The organism is Gangjinia marincola, from assembly GCF_039523415.1.
In the GTDB taxonomy this organism is placed as follows: Bacteria; Bacteroidota; Bacteroidia; order Flavobacteriales; family Flavobacteriaceae; genus Gangjinia; species Gangjinia marincola.
In genome coordinates this window covers 235,056-248,694 of sequence record NZ_BAAAFG010000016.1, presented here as the reverse complement: position 1 = coordinate 248,694, position 13,639 = coordinate 235,056, and the positions used below count along the sequence as shown (strand labels likewise).

At 37.8% G+C, this 13,639-nt stretch carries 14 protein-coding genes; 6 read left to right on the top strand and 8 right to left on the bottom strand.

All coding sequences use genetic code 11. The features are described 5' to 3' along the window. Nucleotides 1-95: 95 nt before the first annotated feature. Nucleotides 96-737: a thioredoxin family protein gene (locus ABD000_RS12085; protein WP_343767924.1), complete on the bottom strand. Its 642-nt coding sequence runs from the start codon at nt 735-737 to the stop codon at nt 96-98. A 5-nt stretch (nt 738-742) separates the two neighbouring features. Further along, on the bottom strand, nt 743-2,260 hold the full coding sequence (gpmI, locus tag ABD000_RS12080; RefSeq protein WP_343767922.1) for a 2,3-bisphosphoglycerate-independent phosphoglycerate mutase: 1,518 nt from the start codon (nt 2,258-2,260) through the stop codon (nt 743-745). A gap of 632 nt (nt 2,261-2,892) precedes the next feature. Between gpmI and ABD000_RS12075 the strand changes: the two genes are divergently transcribed. Further along, nucleotides 2,893-3,297 carry an ankyrin repeat domain-containing protein gene (locus ABD000_RS12075; protein WP_343767920.1) on the top strand — a complete coding sequence of 135 codons (405 nt, stop codon included), beginning with the start codon at nt 2,893-2,895 and terminating at the stop codon, nt 3,295-3,297. 71 nt (nt 3,298-3,368) lie between these two features. On the opposite strand, the gene ABD000_RS12070 is transcribed toward ABD000_RS12075, so the two are convergent. The 5 genes from ABD000_RS12070 to ABD000_RS12050 are packed head-to-tail and all read right to left on the bottom strand — an operon-like array spanning nt 3,369 to nt 6,726. Next, nucleotides 3,369-4,136: a M48 family metalloprotease gene (locus tag ABD000_RS12070; RefSeq protein WP_343767918.1), complete on the bottom strand. Its 768-nt coding sequence runs from the start codon at nt 4,134-4,136 to the stop codon at nt 3,369-3,371. A 34-nt stretch (nt 4,137-4,170) separates the two neighbouring features. Beyond that, on the bottom strand, nt 4,171-4,920 hold the full coding sequence (locus tag ABD000_RS12065) for a M15 family metallopeptidase (protein ID WP_343767916.1): 750 nt from the start codon (nt 4,918-4,920) through the stop codon (nt 4,171-4,173). Nucleotides 4,921-4,922: 2 nt separating this feature from the next. Beyond that, entirely contained in the window at nt 4,923-5,864 is a 942-nt protein-coding gene (locus tag ABD000_RS12060) for a GNAT family N-acetyltransferase (RefSeq protein WP_343767914.1), read from the bottom strand. Next, nucleotides 5,861-6,151 (bottom strand): GNAT family N-acetyltransferase, encoded by a 291-nt coding sequence (locus ABD000_RS12055; protein WP_343767912.1) that lies wholly within the window; start codon nt 6,149-6,151, stop codon nt 5,861-5,863. Before ABD000_RS12055 ends, ABD000_RS12060 begins: the two co-directional genes overlap by 4 nt. A gap of 17 nt (nt 6,152-6,168) precedes the next feature. Continuing rightward, on the bottom strand, nt 6,169-6,726 hold the full coding sequence (locus tag ABD000_RS12050; RefSeq protein ID WP_343767910.1) for a ClpP family protease: 558 nt from the start codon (nt 6,724-6,726) through the stop codon (nt 6,169-6,171). A 177-nt stretch (nt 6,727-6,903) separates the two neighbouring features. Here ABD000_RS12050 and ABD000_RS12045 point away from each other — a divergent pair, with 177 nt between their 5' ends. From ABD000_RS12045 to ABD000_RS12035, 3 genes are all read left to right on the top strand, one after another. Continuing rightward, nucleotides 6,904-7,683, top strand: a complete 780-nt coding sequence (locus tag ABD000_RS12045) for a hypothetical protein (protein WP_343767908.1) — start codon at nt 6,904-6,906, stop codon at nt 7,681-7,683. A gap of 126 nt (nt 7,684-7,809) precedes the next feature. After that, the gene (locus tag ABD000_RS12040; protein ID WP_343767906.1) at nt 7,810-8,538 is read left to right on the top strand and encodes a peptidase associated/transthyretin-like domain-containing protein; all 729 of its coding nucleotides are present in this window, start codon (nt 7,810-7,812) and stop codon (nt 8,536-8,538) included. Further along, nucleotides 8,528-9,289, top strand: coding sequence for a peptidase associated/transthyretin-like domain-containing protein (locus tag ABD000_RS12035; protein ID WP_343767904.1), 762 nt, complete (start codon nt 8,528-8,530; stop codon nt 9,287-9,289). Before ABD000_RS12040 ends, ABD000_RS12035 begins: the two co-directional genes overlap by 11 nt. 183 nt (nt 9,290-9,472) lie before the next feature. On the opposite strand, the gene ABD000_RS12030 is transcribed toward ABD000_RS12035, so the two are convergent. Then, nucleotides 9,473-10,792: a sialidase family protein gene (locus ABD000_RS12030; RefSeq protein ID WP_343767902.1), complete on the bottom strand. Its 1,320-nt coding sequence runs from the start codon at nt 10,790-10,792 to the stop codon at nt 9,473-9,475. 38 nt (nt 10,793-10,830) lie between these two features. Between ABD000_RS12030 and ABD000_RS12025 the strand changes: the two genes are divergently transcribed. Then, nucleotides 10,831-11,331 (top strand): DUF6702 family protein, encoded by a 501-nt coding sequence (locus ABD000_RS12025; RefSeq protein WP_343767900.1) that lies wholly within the window; start codon nt 10,831-10,833, stop codon nt 11,329-11,331. A 55-nt stretch (nt 11,332-11,386) separates the two neighbouring features. After that, nucleotides 11,387-13,639: M1 family metallopeptidase (locus tag ABD000_RS12020; RefSeq protein ID WP_343767898.1), on the top strand; the 2,253-nt coding region annotated here is incomplete at its 3' end.

Genomic DNA, 13,639 nt, shown 5'->3' with positions numbered 1-13,639 from the left:
GTAGTACTATCGTAAAAAGTAAGTTTAGCTTTTATTTAACGAAAAACGACTCCTTTATTTAAGGAGCCGTTTTATTCATTAGGAATAAGTTGTTATTACTCAGCGTAACTATTCTTGTAGTCTTCACCAGATACGATCTTTAGAATATCTTTAGCCAAGGTTTCTTGTGGATACTCTACAAAGCGATTAACTTCTTGACCATCTTTATAAAATATTAAGGTGGGCACACGCTTTACATTTGATCCTTGGGGTAGTCCACCAGGAATTGTTTTTTGTCTGTTTACGGCATAAAAGGTCAAGTTATCCATGTTATACCCTGTTTTTTCTAACAGGCTGTAGATTTTTGGGGTTTCACGTTTGCTATCGCCACACCAGGTACCCATATACAAGGTTAAATTATAGTCATTGATGTTTTGTGCGATTTGTTCTAGGACATCAGCTTCAGGTGTATATGCATTTGCGCGGCCCTCAAACCATGTATTAAATGGTGCTTTGGTGAGTTGTTCTATATTTCCTTCGCCTACTAGCATTCCATTTTCTAACATTGCTTCTCCTTCTATTAATTGTTTGTCAACAACCTCTTCAATAGAGGCTTCCTGTTCTACTTCAATCACTGTGGGTGGTGAAGGAGGAGTTGGGGATGGGCTAACATTTTCTGCAGTATTTTGAGTTGTTTTTTGTTGGCTTCCGCAAGCGATCAGCGCAAGCGAAAAAAATACATATGCTACTTTTTTCATTGTTTTTAAATTAAAGGATGTTGAGTCATTTCTTGAGGTTGTTGTACGCCCATCAAAGATAATACTGTTGGCGCAATATCACCAAGGATACCGTCTTTTACCTTGTTAATCTCTTTATCTACGAGAATAAAAGGAACCGGATTTGTAGTGTGGGCAGTATTGGGTGTGCCATCTGGATTAATCATTGTATCACTATTCCCGTGGTCTGCAATAATAATTGAGGTGTAACCCTTCTCATTGGCTATCTCTAGAATTTGTTTTAATGAAGAATCTACAGTTTCACAGGCTTTTACGGCGGCATCAAAATCACCGGTGTGACCCACCATATCAGCATTAGCAAAATTGAGACAAATAAAATCTGGTGTTTCTTCCTGAATATGTTTCACGACTTGTGCGGTTAATTCTGGCGCACTCATTTCTGGCTGAAGGTCATACGTGGCAACCTTTGGTGAATTCACTAAAATACGACTTTCTCCTTCAAAAGCGTCTTCACGACCTCCCGAAAAGAAAAATGTTACATGAGGATATTTTTCGGTTTCGGCGGCGCGCAACTGAGTTTTACCCTGTCGTTCAAGAACTTCACCCAGCGTATTAGTGATATTGTCTTTTGTGAATACCACATGTATGTTTGTAAAACTTTCATCATAGGTAGTCATAGTGACATAATAAAGATCCAATGCTAACATATCCTGACTGGCGAAATCTTGCTGTGTCAACGCTTGTGTAAGTTGCCTGCCGCGATCTGTTCTAAAATTGAAAAACACTACAACGTCTCCCTGTTTAATTTTTGCTACAGGATTATTAGTATTATTCGTCAAAACAATCGGCTTGATAAATTCATCAGTAATGCCATTATCATAGCTTTTTTGCATTGCTTCAAGTGGATGCGTAGTTTCTTCTCCTTGACCGTTCACCAGCGCATCATACGCTAATTTTATGCGCTCCCAGCGCTGATCACGATCCATGGCATAATATCTCCCTGTGATTGTAGCTAATGCAGCGTTGGTTTTGGATAAGTGTGGCAGAAGCTCCTCAATAAATCCAATGCCCGATTTAGGATCTACATCGCGTCCATCAGTAAAAGCATGAACATATTTTTTAGACACGCCAAAATCTTCGGCTGCTGTGAGAAGACCTTTAAGGTGATTAATATGTGAATGGACTCCGCCATCACCTAATAATCCTAAAAAATGAACCGGACGATTGTTTTCTTTCGCGTAAGCAAAAGCCTTTTTAAGCACATGTTCATCTTTAAGTGTATTTTCAGTCACTGCCTTATTGATTTTAGCTAAATCTTGGTAAACAATTCGACCAGCACCTAAATTCATATGTCCTACTTCACTATTTCCCATTTGACCTTGAGGCAGCCCTACATTCATACCATCTGTGCGCAGGGTTGCATTGGGGTAATTTGTATAAAGGCTATCTATAAACGGAGTTTTTGCCTTATCAATGGCAGATATAGAGGGATCTGGTGAAATTCCCCAGCCATCAAGAATAGCTAACAGTACTTTTTTGCTCATGAGATTGATCTATGTTTCAAAAGTACAAAATGCTTTATGATCTATGGACTATTCTTAGCAGATAGTCATTTGAAAGGTTGCTGACGATTTAATTTGAAGTTTGTTACAAGATTTACCGTTAATCTTAGGTGAAACTTTTTTAGAATAAATTGATTTTGACGATAAAATCGGGAAGTTTCATGTGTTTGATAACTAAAGTGTTAATCTTAGGTTATTCACGGTAGTATATTGTAACATTTAACAATTGTAGAGGTCTATTAAGAAAGGAAATCAATCAAATAACTTTTCTGCCAATGAAAAAAACCTGTATTAAGTAAAGGTAAGGATGATCAAGAAACCGGGTATATAAGTTTACAGTTTTAAGAAATAGCCTACTAGTAAATTTCATACATATTGATAAACGCAGCGTACATTTTCTATTTTTTGTCGACCACTGCTAAAGGATTCTCAGTAATCTTTAATCATTGCTAAAAAGATCATAAAATTACGTAATTAGGCTCATTAACATATTTGTTGAGTCTACGTTAAGACTAAGTTATACTTAGGTTGTAAGTAGAATTTATACACTAAAAGATATCATCTTTACACCATCAAAATCATCATTCAATCAAATCAATAAACGAACAGAAATTATGAAAAATCTAAAAAAAAGTATCGTAGTTGTTTTAATAGCAACTACACCACTCTTTGCTGTAGAAGATTACACTTCTTCAACACCGGCAACAACAACAGATATTGCTTCTTATGAAGTAGTACAAACTGAAATCACTACAGTATCGCCATTTTGCCTTGCGATAGCTAAAGGAGAATATGATACCGTTAAACGCATGATAGAGTTAGGTACAAATGTAAACAAACTCTCTAATGACATGAGTCCTTTGATGTATGCGGCCCGGTATAATAATGTTCGCATTATGAAACTTCTTATCGCCAATGGAGCGGAATTAAAGAAGAGAAACAGCAAGAAAAAAACTGCTTTAAATATTGCCAAACAGTCCAATGCAACTGATGCGGTTAGCCTGCTGGAGAATCTTTAGATCTAACGTTTTCACAGTTTAATTAGAATTAGCCAAATTCTACAAAGCCTTGATGAATATCAGGGCTTTTTTTATGCAGCCTCATATTCTTTGATCGCCTCTTCAATCTTTTCAATGCGATTATCAGGATCTGGATGTGTATTTTGAAATTCTGGCGCACGATTTGGACCTGCTGCTGCTTTGAGAATTTTCATCACTTCAATCATAGCATAGGGATCGTAACCCGCTCTAATCATAAAGAGAACGCCTAAATTATCACTTTCTAATTCGTCATCACGACCGTTTTTTAAAAGTGTATTTTGACCAATACCCGTTACGAGTCCGCCGGCATCTGCGCCAACTTGGGCACCTTGGGATAGTGTCTGCCAGTATTGACTTTCTGCAATGCGCTCTGCAGAGTGTTTACCAAGCACATGACCAATTTCATGACCGAGAACTCCCGCAACCTGATCTTCATTTTGTAATCGCGAGAGTAAAGCGTAGGTGATAAAAATTTGTCCGCCGGGTAAAGCAAATGCATTAACGGTTCTATCATCTGCCAGTACATGAAAATCATATGGATATGGTGATTCTTTTGCGATGGTAGATTGAACCAGTTTTTTTCCAATGGCATCAACGTAAGCTTGTACTGTATTATCTGGATGCAATCCCCCGTGTTGTTCTGCCATAGTGGGAGCATGTGCCAGTCCAATTTGAATTTCCTCTTGAGTTGTCATGCTTATATTTTGAACACGACCGGTGTAGGGATTTTCAGTTTGATTACTGCAGCGCCTTATAAAGGCAAAGGCTACAATCGCCAATCCAATAAGTATTCTAAATTTCCAACTTCCTCTTCTCATACGTAATCTATTTTAAGGAGTTTTTAGTAATGCGTTAATCTTTTTCCGGAAGTAATACCGGATTGATATCCATGATATTTTCATTGATATACCGGGTCAAAAAATCAGTGGTGAAATGTTCTGATCCTGCGAAATCTTCTGTAGATAATACAGAAAATACATCTAAATTGCGGTATGCCTTTAACATTGGCTTAGAGGTCGGTGAATAACTAAAATGCCACGGCTCATACTTAAATCCTTTTCGTTGGGTCTGGTTTGTGTATACTTCTTCAAAACCAAAGGTAGTGGCAAATTTAGTTAGCCATTGTTTGAGTTCATAAAATGCCCCTCCTTCTTCAAAATGTTTTTCTTGGAGTACATCATCGGTGATACCAGTATCTCCCATGATGATGTCGATATCTGTACCCCAATGGTGACGAGATGTGCCGGGAATTGTGCTGTATTCAATGATTTTGTTCATTGCTTCCAATGGATTCATTCCCTGTGCTGTAAATCGATTGTATTTGTTGGTCCAGATACGTTTTTGATCCTCAAAGGATCTATAGCTGGACACCGCCTGGATGGTAATCCCTTTTTGTTTTGCTGCTTTGTACATCATTATATAAGCACCAAAAGCATCTTTACGCAATCTTATTTTATTAGAACCATAGAGTTTGATATCAGCCTTGCCCATGAGTTCATCTTTTGAGAATTCGCTAAGGCCTGGAAATGAAAATCCCGATAAGGGCATCAAGCTCATAACGGATAAGGCAGTGGTTGAGGTAATAAATTTTCTTCTATCCATTATTAATAGAGTGTTCGCACCATACAATGATGCATTCCAATACCTTCAATCTCAAAACGCTCTCCTATAGTTTTGTAACCGGCGCGCTCATAGAATGGAATGGCTTTTTCACGCGCATTAAACCAGATAATATTGGTGAGCGCTTTTGTTAATCTAATCTCGCTTTCTTTGAGGAGTAAATTTCCTAATCCTTTTCGTTGATATTCTTCTATGATAGCCATTCCTCGTAATTGATATTGACGTCCAAACGGTAGCGTTGGATTACGTCTGTCAATCAAGGTAATAACACCAATCATTCTTTCTTTAAAAAATAATGCGAGATGTAATGTGGTTATTTCATCGTCGCCCTCAAAAGCACAATCCTCAATGGGTCGACCTTTCCTAAGTACAGGGTGACGCACAGGATACGTCTCCTTACTATCTACAGCTTTTATCGATAAGTAGGGATTATCTTTTTTAAATAAAAAAGCTTCTACACCATCATAAATAATTTCTTTTTGAAGGGTGAAACCGATTTTTTCTAAGACAGCGGCAGACCCTGTGTTGCGAACATCTGTATGTGCATAGATGCTAGGATAAACTTTAGTAGAAAATCCATATTCTACTGCTGCAGTAGCTGCTTCTTTTGCGTATCCTTTACTCCAAAAATGCTTCAAAAGTCTAAAACCTACTTCAACATACCGTTTTTCTCGAAGATATTTTAGTCCGCAAAACCCAATAAATTCATTGGTTTCTTTAAGAACCACTGCCCATCGACCAATGCCGTAATCCTGATAGGCAGTATACTTTAGAATAAAATCTCTGGCTTCTTCAATCGATGCAAAGGGTTTGTCTCCCGTATACCTAATTACTTCTTCATCCAGGTTAAGGCGGTAGAATGCCTCAGCATCTTCAGAAATAAATTCTCTTAGGTAAAGTCTGGGAGTAGTAATGATTTTTTTCATGATGCTCTTACATCTTGATACTCATCATTTTCTTCAAATTTAATTTCGGCAAAAGGACAAAGAGGATCAATTTTTAAGGACTTTTCACGGGCGTATTCTACAGCTCTTTCTACAAGTTTTGATGCGTAGCCTCTACCTTCTTTTGGGATTTTAGTCTCAGTATGATCAATGACTATAACTCCCTTACGATCTTTATCTCTTATATAAGTGAGTTCTGAAATTACGGTCGAATCATGCTTGATGTAAAATATCCCGCGATCATCGGTCTCTTTGTGTTCTATAGTCATGACGTAAGCCTGTTAGTTTAGTTGTTAGGTTGATAGATCCCATCAACAATCCCGTATTCCAATGATTCGTTAGCATCCATCCAGTAATCGCGATTGAAATCCTTCATTACTTTATCAAAATCCTGTCCGCAATTTTTAACGTAGATATTCGCAATGATTTCTCTGGTTTTAAGAATTTCAGCAGCCTGAATTTCAATATTAGAAGCCTGCCCTTGAGCCCCGCCACTAGGTTGATGGATCATAACTTTTGCGTGAGGTTGAATGAATCGACGTCCTTTTTTTCCTGCAGAAAGTAATACCGAACCCATAGATGCCGCCAAACCAGTACAGATAGTAGAAACCGGACTTTTAAGACTCATGATCGTATCGTACATAGAAAATCCCGAAGTCACATAACCTCCAGGGCTATTGATAAAAAATTGAATTTCTTCATTTCCCTGCGCATCTAAGTACATGAGGCGGTCAACCACGTGCTTGGCGGTTTTGTCATCAACCATACCCCATAAAAAAACCTGGCGTTTTTCCAGCAATGACTTTTCAATTAAATCTTGTGTTTTATTATTCGATGTCTTCATCAATTTTTGTGTATTTGAAACTAAAATAGTATTATTTAGTCTAATTGAGACTACAATAGTATTGTTTTCACTCAAATTTAAGAAGAAGCTTTTCTAATTTATTCCGTGATGTTTTTTAACATAAAATTGGAAGGTTTTTATGTTGTGGCATCGTTAATTTACTCAAAACGATTTGTCATGAAAAATGTTCTTTTATTCCTCATACTTTTAAGTTCTGTTTTGACTTTTTCTCAGGACAACAGAGTTCTTATAAATGGTCAGATCATAGTACCAGTAGGGGATGATGCCGGTGGTATTGAAATTTACAATGCGACTTCTCAACGAGGGACAATATCTTTAAATGACGGATCATTTATCATTGCGGGAAGAAAAGGGGATATACTACTCTTTAGAGGCGTTCAATACGAGAAATTTGATGTAGCTCTTAACGAACGCGTCATCAACAATAAAAAAATTACCGTTTATCTTTATGATGATGTTAATGAATTACCAGAGGTCGTCGTAAGAAAATACGATCTTACTGGTGATATTAGTGTAGATGCACAACGTATTGAAACTACGCCCATTGAAGCACCGGTAACCGGTAATACGTTTGATGTTGTGTATAGTATGGAAACCGATTTTTTACCAGATGATCAGACTTCTCCCGAAATTTTATCCATGGATACGCAAGAGCAAGCTGCCAGTATTCGATTCCTTAATATATTTAACGCATTAGTAAAGGATCGGTATAATCCAAACAAAAAATACGTAGACTTAAGTACTGATCTTAGAAGGATAATTGATGATGACTTCTTTAAAAATTACCTTAACATCGAGGAAGAGAAAATACCAGAATTTATAATCTTTCTTGAAGACAATGGGCTTACAAAACGCATGATGAATAAAGGAAAGAGTCTCAAACTAGTTGATTTTTTGATTAAGCAAAGCAAAGTATTCAAAAAATCCATGGATTAGACTGTAACGTTAATGTTTCTGCACCGTCTTTATATATAGATTTTAGCCATTAGCGCTACATTTATATTTATGAGATATACGCTCTTTCTTCTCCATTTTATTTTAACGCTACTACATTCTGTTAGCGTGGCATCCCAGGAATTGCGAGGAATAGTCGTAGCAGACTCAATTGAAAAGGTTGAAATTAATATTGTTAATATTACGAAGCAGTTAGGAACGACGAATAATCAACAAGGAGAGTTTAGCCTTGCGGCGGAAGAAGGTGACCAAATACTTTTCTCTTCGTTACCGTACGAAACTTACGAAATTAAAGTGACCAGTGCCATGCTTTCTGCCCCGCGGAATGTTATTTACCTCGCTCCAAAAGTCAACGAACTGCCTGAAGTAGATATCTCAGATTTAGCTTTAAGGGGTTTTATTGAATACGATGCTGATCTCATTGAAATTTATCCAGAATTAGATACCAAAAAGCTAGGACTTCCTCAAAGAACCAAGCCCGTTCCCACACAAGCCCAGCGTAAATTATATACTGCGACAACCGCGGGGGGAATATCAACAGGAGGAGGAGCAGGACTTAGTTTGGCACTTGATCCAATCATCAATATAATGTCTGGCAGATTAGCGATGTTGGCGAAAATGAGAAGAAATGAAATAGAGCAAGAGCATTTTGAGAGGATCAAAGATGTTCTTCCTAAATCATTTTATACACTAGAATTAGAGCTCCCTGATGAAAAAATCATCCCTTTCTTAGAATATTGTCTTCTACATGAGGATTTTTCGGCTTCATTATTGCGTAAAAATAAATTAGATCTGGTTGATTTTTTCACACTTAGACATAAAGAATATGATAAATAATAAGATCGTATTTGTACTCTCATTTTTCTTTGTCGTAGCTAAAACTAACGCACAACAGTTTCGTGGGGTTATTGTAGCAGACTCAATTGAAAAGGTTGAAATTAATATTGTTAATATTACGAAGCAGTTAGGAACGACGAATAATCAACAAGGAGAGTTTAGCCTTGCGGCGGAAGATGGCGACCGAATACTATTCTCTTCGTTACCGTACGAAACTTACGAAATTAAAGTGACCAGTGCCATGCTTTCTGCCCCACGGAATGTCATTTACCTCGCTCCAAAAGTCAACGAATTGCCTGAAGTCAAATTAAACAAATACGGATTGTCTGGTAATCTGGGAGATGATATTGCTGCACTTCCACCTGCCATTACTCCGGGAACGCTGGGATTACCCCAACGCACAAAACCGGTTCCTACGCAAGCAGAACGGCGATTATATACCGCTACAACATCCTCGGGCGGAGTCCCCTTGGATTTACTGATTAATATAATCTCGGGTAGATTGAAGATGCTAAAAAAAGTACTTGAAAATGAACGTCAGCAAACGTTGGTTATTCGATCCAGACAAGCATTTCCAGAAGGGTATTTTAAAGAGCAGTATGAACTAAAAGAAGAACAGGTTGATGAGTTCTTGTATTTTTGTGCAAAAGATAAAGATCTCAATAAATACCTTCGTTTTCAGAACGTATTAGCCTTGATTGAGTTTTTTGATGCTAAAATTGAACCCTACCGAGAATATCTTAAAAGCTAGCTTTCCAATACAGAAATTAGTTTCAGTTTTCATTTCTTAAAGATATCTATTCGATGCCTTATCCGGTTTTACTACAGTTTTAATCTTAGTAATTTCAATGAAAATCCTTTTGGATTTATGAGAAAGCAACTTACTTTCTAACCTCTAACCTCTAACCTCTAACCTCTAACCTCTAACCTTACCTTATTTCTCTTCAATCAGTGCCGTCCAAACGCTCAATTTTCCACTGTCATATCGTGTCCAAATCGGTCTAACGATTCCGTTGGAAGCGTGAATATTAATATAATCTCCAAAAAATGAACATTCCGTGGGATCAAAAGAAGTTTCAGAAATAATAGTATTTGTAAATGACGCTCCGCCATCTTTCGATACGGCTAGCATGACATCAGTTTTATTGCCTTCTTGTAGGCTTCGGTCATAAAAAAGAACATACACAAATCCCGTTTTTTCGTCCACACTCATCCAGGTTAAAAATTGATGAGATCCGTTGTCATTATTGAGAATATTCTTCGGCGAAGACCAGGATAAACCACCATCAACAGATTTAGATATATAAACATTGGTATCATCCGGATTAGTTTGATCAGCCCAGTTCACGTAAATGGTTCCTTGATGTGGTCCGTTTGAATTATCTACCATCGTGACCGGCATGCCGTTGGTACGATTAATTCCGGGCACGGTAAATTTCCAGCCTGCTTTTTGTTCTGCTAATACAATGTCGTTTTCTAACCAGCTTTTTCCATCATCTGTACTTTTATCAAACCATATCTTGTAATCATAGGCCCATGCGACATAAATTGTTCCGTCTTTAGCGACGGCAGGCACGGCACCTTCTGTCGTTAAGTCACCATCTAGCGCATTTCCCATTTTTTGATTAATGGCTATCGCGTTGGTCCAGTTCTCTCCATAATCACGTGAGGTAGAAAACAGGATGCGGCTATTATCCTTAGGATTTGAACTTCCATACGCATCAAATTCTGTCCAGGTAACGTAAAGCTGATTAGAGTCTGGATGTACCGTAGCCCATGGCTTATCTTGTTGTTTAGGTGAATTTAATCCAATGCCGGTTCCAGATGAAAATGTCTTTCCTGCATTACCACTTCGTTGCACCACGATGCGGTCTAGGATTTTTTTACTCTGCCAGTTGGTTCCTTCGGGATCGCTTAGATGAAAATAGTAAAAATTATTGCGCTTATCAGCTACAATCACAGGATCTCCCCATACACCCAAGGAGGAGCTAAGTCGATCCGTAATCCAGGTTTTACCGCCGTCTTTACTGCGATGCGCAAAGTTAATGATGCTACCCGCCACAATCTCATCTGGATTGAGTGGATTAATGTAAATAGATGGTTCACAAGGGCCTAAATCAAATGAAGAGGATTCGTAGATTTTGACATTTTCGCCAAATTGAGTTTGGACTGTTTTTTGTTCTACCGTAGGGGTTGGAGTTTTGCAGGAGAGACTAACAAGGAATGTGCTTAGACCAATTAAAAATTTGTTCATCGAAAAAAAATATAGTAATGTTGTCAAAAATAACACTATTGAAGAAGACTCTCTTACCCGTTTTCTTTCTCTTTATAGTAAGTTCATTTACAGCGCATAAATTTTATGTAAGCCTGACTGAAATAGAATATGTAGAGGAAAAAAAAATGCTTCAGATCATTTCAAAAGTATTTCTGGATGATATTGAGGCTGTACTGGGGCAACGCTATGAAGAAGAAGTATCCTTTACGAAGGATGAAACTTCAAATGCTTCCGCAGAAAGGCTTTTAGTGCGCTACTACACTCAAAAACTTCAGCTTAAGGTAGATGATAAAGATGTTACATTAAATTATATTGGAAGCGAAATTGAGGCTGATCAACTGGTAGTCTATTTAGAAGTCAATAAAGTGAACCCATTTTCGGCTATACGTATCACCAATCATGTCCTCATGGATCTATTTGAAGATCAGCAGAATATCGTTCATGTAACTGCAAGAGGAACAACAAAAAGTATGATGGCTGTGCAAGAACGGGAATCGCAGCTGTTAAAATTTCGTTAAGTAAAGTTTGCCCTTAGATTAATTAATATTTTAGAGACTTAATTATACCTATCACATGAAGAAGTTTAGTTTTTTGTTTTTAGCCGTATTCCTTTCGGCTTATACTACCGGTTTTTCTCAAGAAGAAGACCAAAAGGATGATGCTCCGCAAGAGGGTCATATCAACAATAATAAGTTTAGGCAACTGTATCAGGAATTTTCTACTCCCAATCAGTATAGAACGGGAGCTGGAGCACCCGGACCTGAGTACTATCAAAATACAGCTGACTACAAGATGGACATAGAGCTGGACGATAAAAACCAAAAAATTTATGGCGAGGAAACGATAACTTATACCAATAATTCACCTGATCCATTAGAATATTTATGGGTGCAATTAGATCAAAACATTCGTAAAAAAGATGCACCAGAAAAGAACGGTAGTGGGATTGCAGCTGTATCTCAACCCGGATCATTTGTGGCTAATTATATGGAAGAGCCTTTTGATGGAGGATTCAATGTCGAAAAAGTCTCAAAAGATGGAAAGCCCTTAAAATATACAATCAATCAAACCATGATGCGTGTTGAAATGCCAAAGGTATTAGCGCCCGGGGGTAAATTTTCATTTGATATTAAATGGTGGTTTAATATCGTTCAACATACAAAAAATCGTGCACGATCAGGATATGAACATTTCCCTGAAGATGGTAATAACGCCTATGTCATCGCACAGTTTTTTCCGCGAATGGCGGTTTATAATGATGTAGAAGGTTGGCAAAACTATCAGTTTTGGGGGAATGGCGAATTTGCACTTCCTTTTGGGAACTATGAAGTTAACTTAACGGTACCTGCTGATCATGTCGTTGAGGCAACCGGTAGTCTTCAAAACCGAAAAGAAGTATACAGCAAGCAAATGATGCAACGTTATGAGCAAGCTAAATCTTCCTACGATAAGCCAGTTGTAATTGTCACTCAAGACGAAGCTGAAAAAGCCGAAAAAGGATTTTCTGAAAAGAATAAAACCTGGAAGTTTAAGGCAGAGATGGTTCGTGATTATGCCTTTGCTACATCGCGAAAGTTTATCCTGGATATGCAAGCCGTTAAATTTCCTAAAGGAGATGTGATGGCAATTTCTGTATATCCTAAAGAAGGTAATCCATTATGGGAAGAATATTCAACTAAAGCAGTAGTACAATCGTTAAAAACCTACTCTAAATTTACCTTTGACTACCCCTATCCAAAAGCGATTTCTGTTCATGCAAAAAATCAAGGGATGGAATATCCTATGATCTGTTGGAACTACGGACGTCCCAATAAAGATGGTAAATACAGCGACCGAGTAAAATTTGGGATGATTAGTGTGATTATTCATGAAGTAGGACACAATTATTTTCCTATGATCGTTAACAGCGATGAGCGCCAGTGGGGATGGATGGATGAAGGATTAGATACATTTATGCAGTATTTGACAGAGCAGGAATTTGGACAAACCTATCCCGAAGCAATTGAAGGGCTGGATGCTTATCCCTCACGTCGTGGAGCTCCTTCAAAGATTGTGAATTACATGAAAGGAGACCAGGATTTTATTTCTCCCATTATGTCGAACCCAGAGAATGTGTATCAATTAGGTGCTAATGCCTACGGAAAACCAGCTACTGGCTTGAATATTTTGCGTGAAACAGTCATGGGACATGAACTATTTGATTATGCATTTAAGACCTATGCACAACGCTGGATGTTTAAACATCCAACGCCCGAAGACTTTTTTAGAACGATGGAAGATGCTTCTGCCGTAGATTTAGATTGGTTTTGGAGAGGATGGTTTTACACCACAGATTATGTAGATATAGGGGTTAAGGGAGTGAAAAAATATTTTGTTACTGATCAGCCTACTGCTGCCGGCAAAGAAATGCTTTCTCGCTATGGCATCACAGATCCAAGTACCATTGAGGCAGTCTACGTAGTTGAGGAGGACAGTGATGAATTTGATGCCGCCATGAAAGACAAAAATCCGTTAGATAATGCTCCAACTTTAAAAGAGTATATGATGGATAATTTTTCGGCAGAGGAGCGCGAAAAACTTGAATTACCAAAGTACTTGTATGAAGTGGTGTTTGAAAAACCCGGCGGAATGTTAATGCCTTTGATTGTAGAATATACCTACGAAGATGGAACCACGAAAAAAGAAAAGTACCCGGTTCAAATATGGCGTAAAAATGATTTCGAAATGAAAAAAGCCATCGCGTCAAATAAAGCTATTACTAAAATAGTTGTTGATCCAGATTTAGAAACGGCAGACGTCAATACAGAGAATAACAGCTGGCCAAAA

What these genes read in the sequence shown, in the direction of transcription:
- ABD000_RS12050 (WP_343767910.1), bottom strand. Translation starts at nt 6,726, where the DNA reads ATGAAGACATCGAATAATAAAACACAAGATTTAATTGAAAAGTCATTG.
- ABD000_RS12075 (WP_343767920.1), top strand. Translation starts at nt 2,893, where the DNA reads ATGAAAAATCTAAAAAAAAGTATCGTAGTTGTTTTAATAGCAACTACA.
- gpmI (WP_343767922.1), bottom strand. Translation starts at nt 2,260, where the DNA reads ATGAGCAAAAAAGTACTGTTAGCTATTCTTGATGGCTGGGGAATTTCA.
- ABD000_RS12065 (WP_343767916.1), bottom strand. Translation starts at nt 4,920, where the DNA reads ATGGATAGAAGAAAATTTATTACCTCAACCACTGCCTTATCCGTTATG.
- ABD000_RS12060 (WP_343767914.1), bottom strand. Translation starts at nt 5,864, where the DNA reads ATGAAAAAAATCATTACTACTCCCAGACTTTACCTAAGAGAATTTATT.
- ABD000_RS12045 (WP_343767908.1), top strand. Translation starts at nt 6,904, where the DNA reads ATGAAAAATGTTCTTTTATTCCTCATACTTTTAAGTTCTGTTTTGACT.
- ABD000_RS12035 (WP_343767904.1), top strand. Translation starts at nt 8,528, where the DNA reads ATGATAAATAATAAGATCGTATTTGTACTCTCATTTTTCTTTGTCGTA.
- ABD000_RS12070 (WP_343767918.1), bottom strand. Translation starts at nt 4,136, where the DNA reads ATGAGAAGAGGAAGTTGGAAATTTAGAATACTTATTGGATTGGCGATT.
- ABD000_RS12055 (WP_343767912.1), bottom strand. Translation starts at nt 6,151, where the DNA reads ATGACTATAGAACACAAAGAGACCGATGATCGCGGGATATTTTACATC.
- ABD000_RS12085 (WP_343767924.1), bottom strand. Translation starts at nt 737, where the DNA reads ATGAAAAAAGTAGCATATGTATTTTTTTCGCTTGCGCTGATCGCTTGC.
- ABD000_RS12030 (WP_343767902.1), bottom strand. Translation starts at nt 10,792, where the DNA reads ATGAACAAATTTTTAATTGGTCTAAGCACATTCCTTGTTAGTCTCTCC.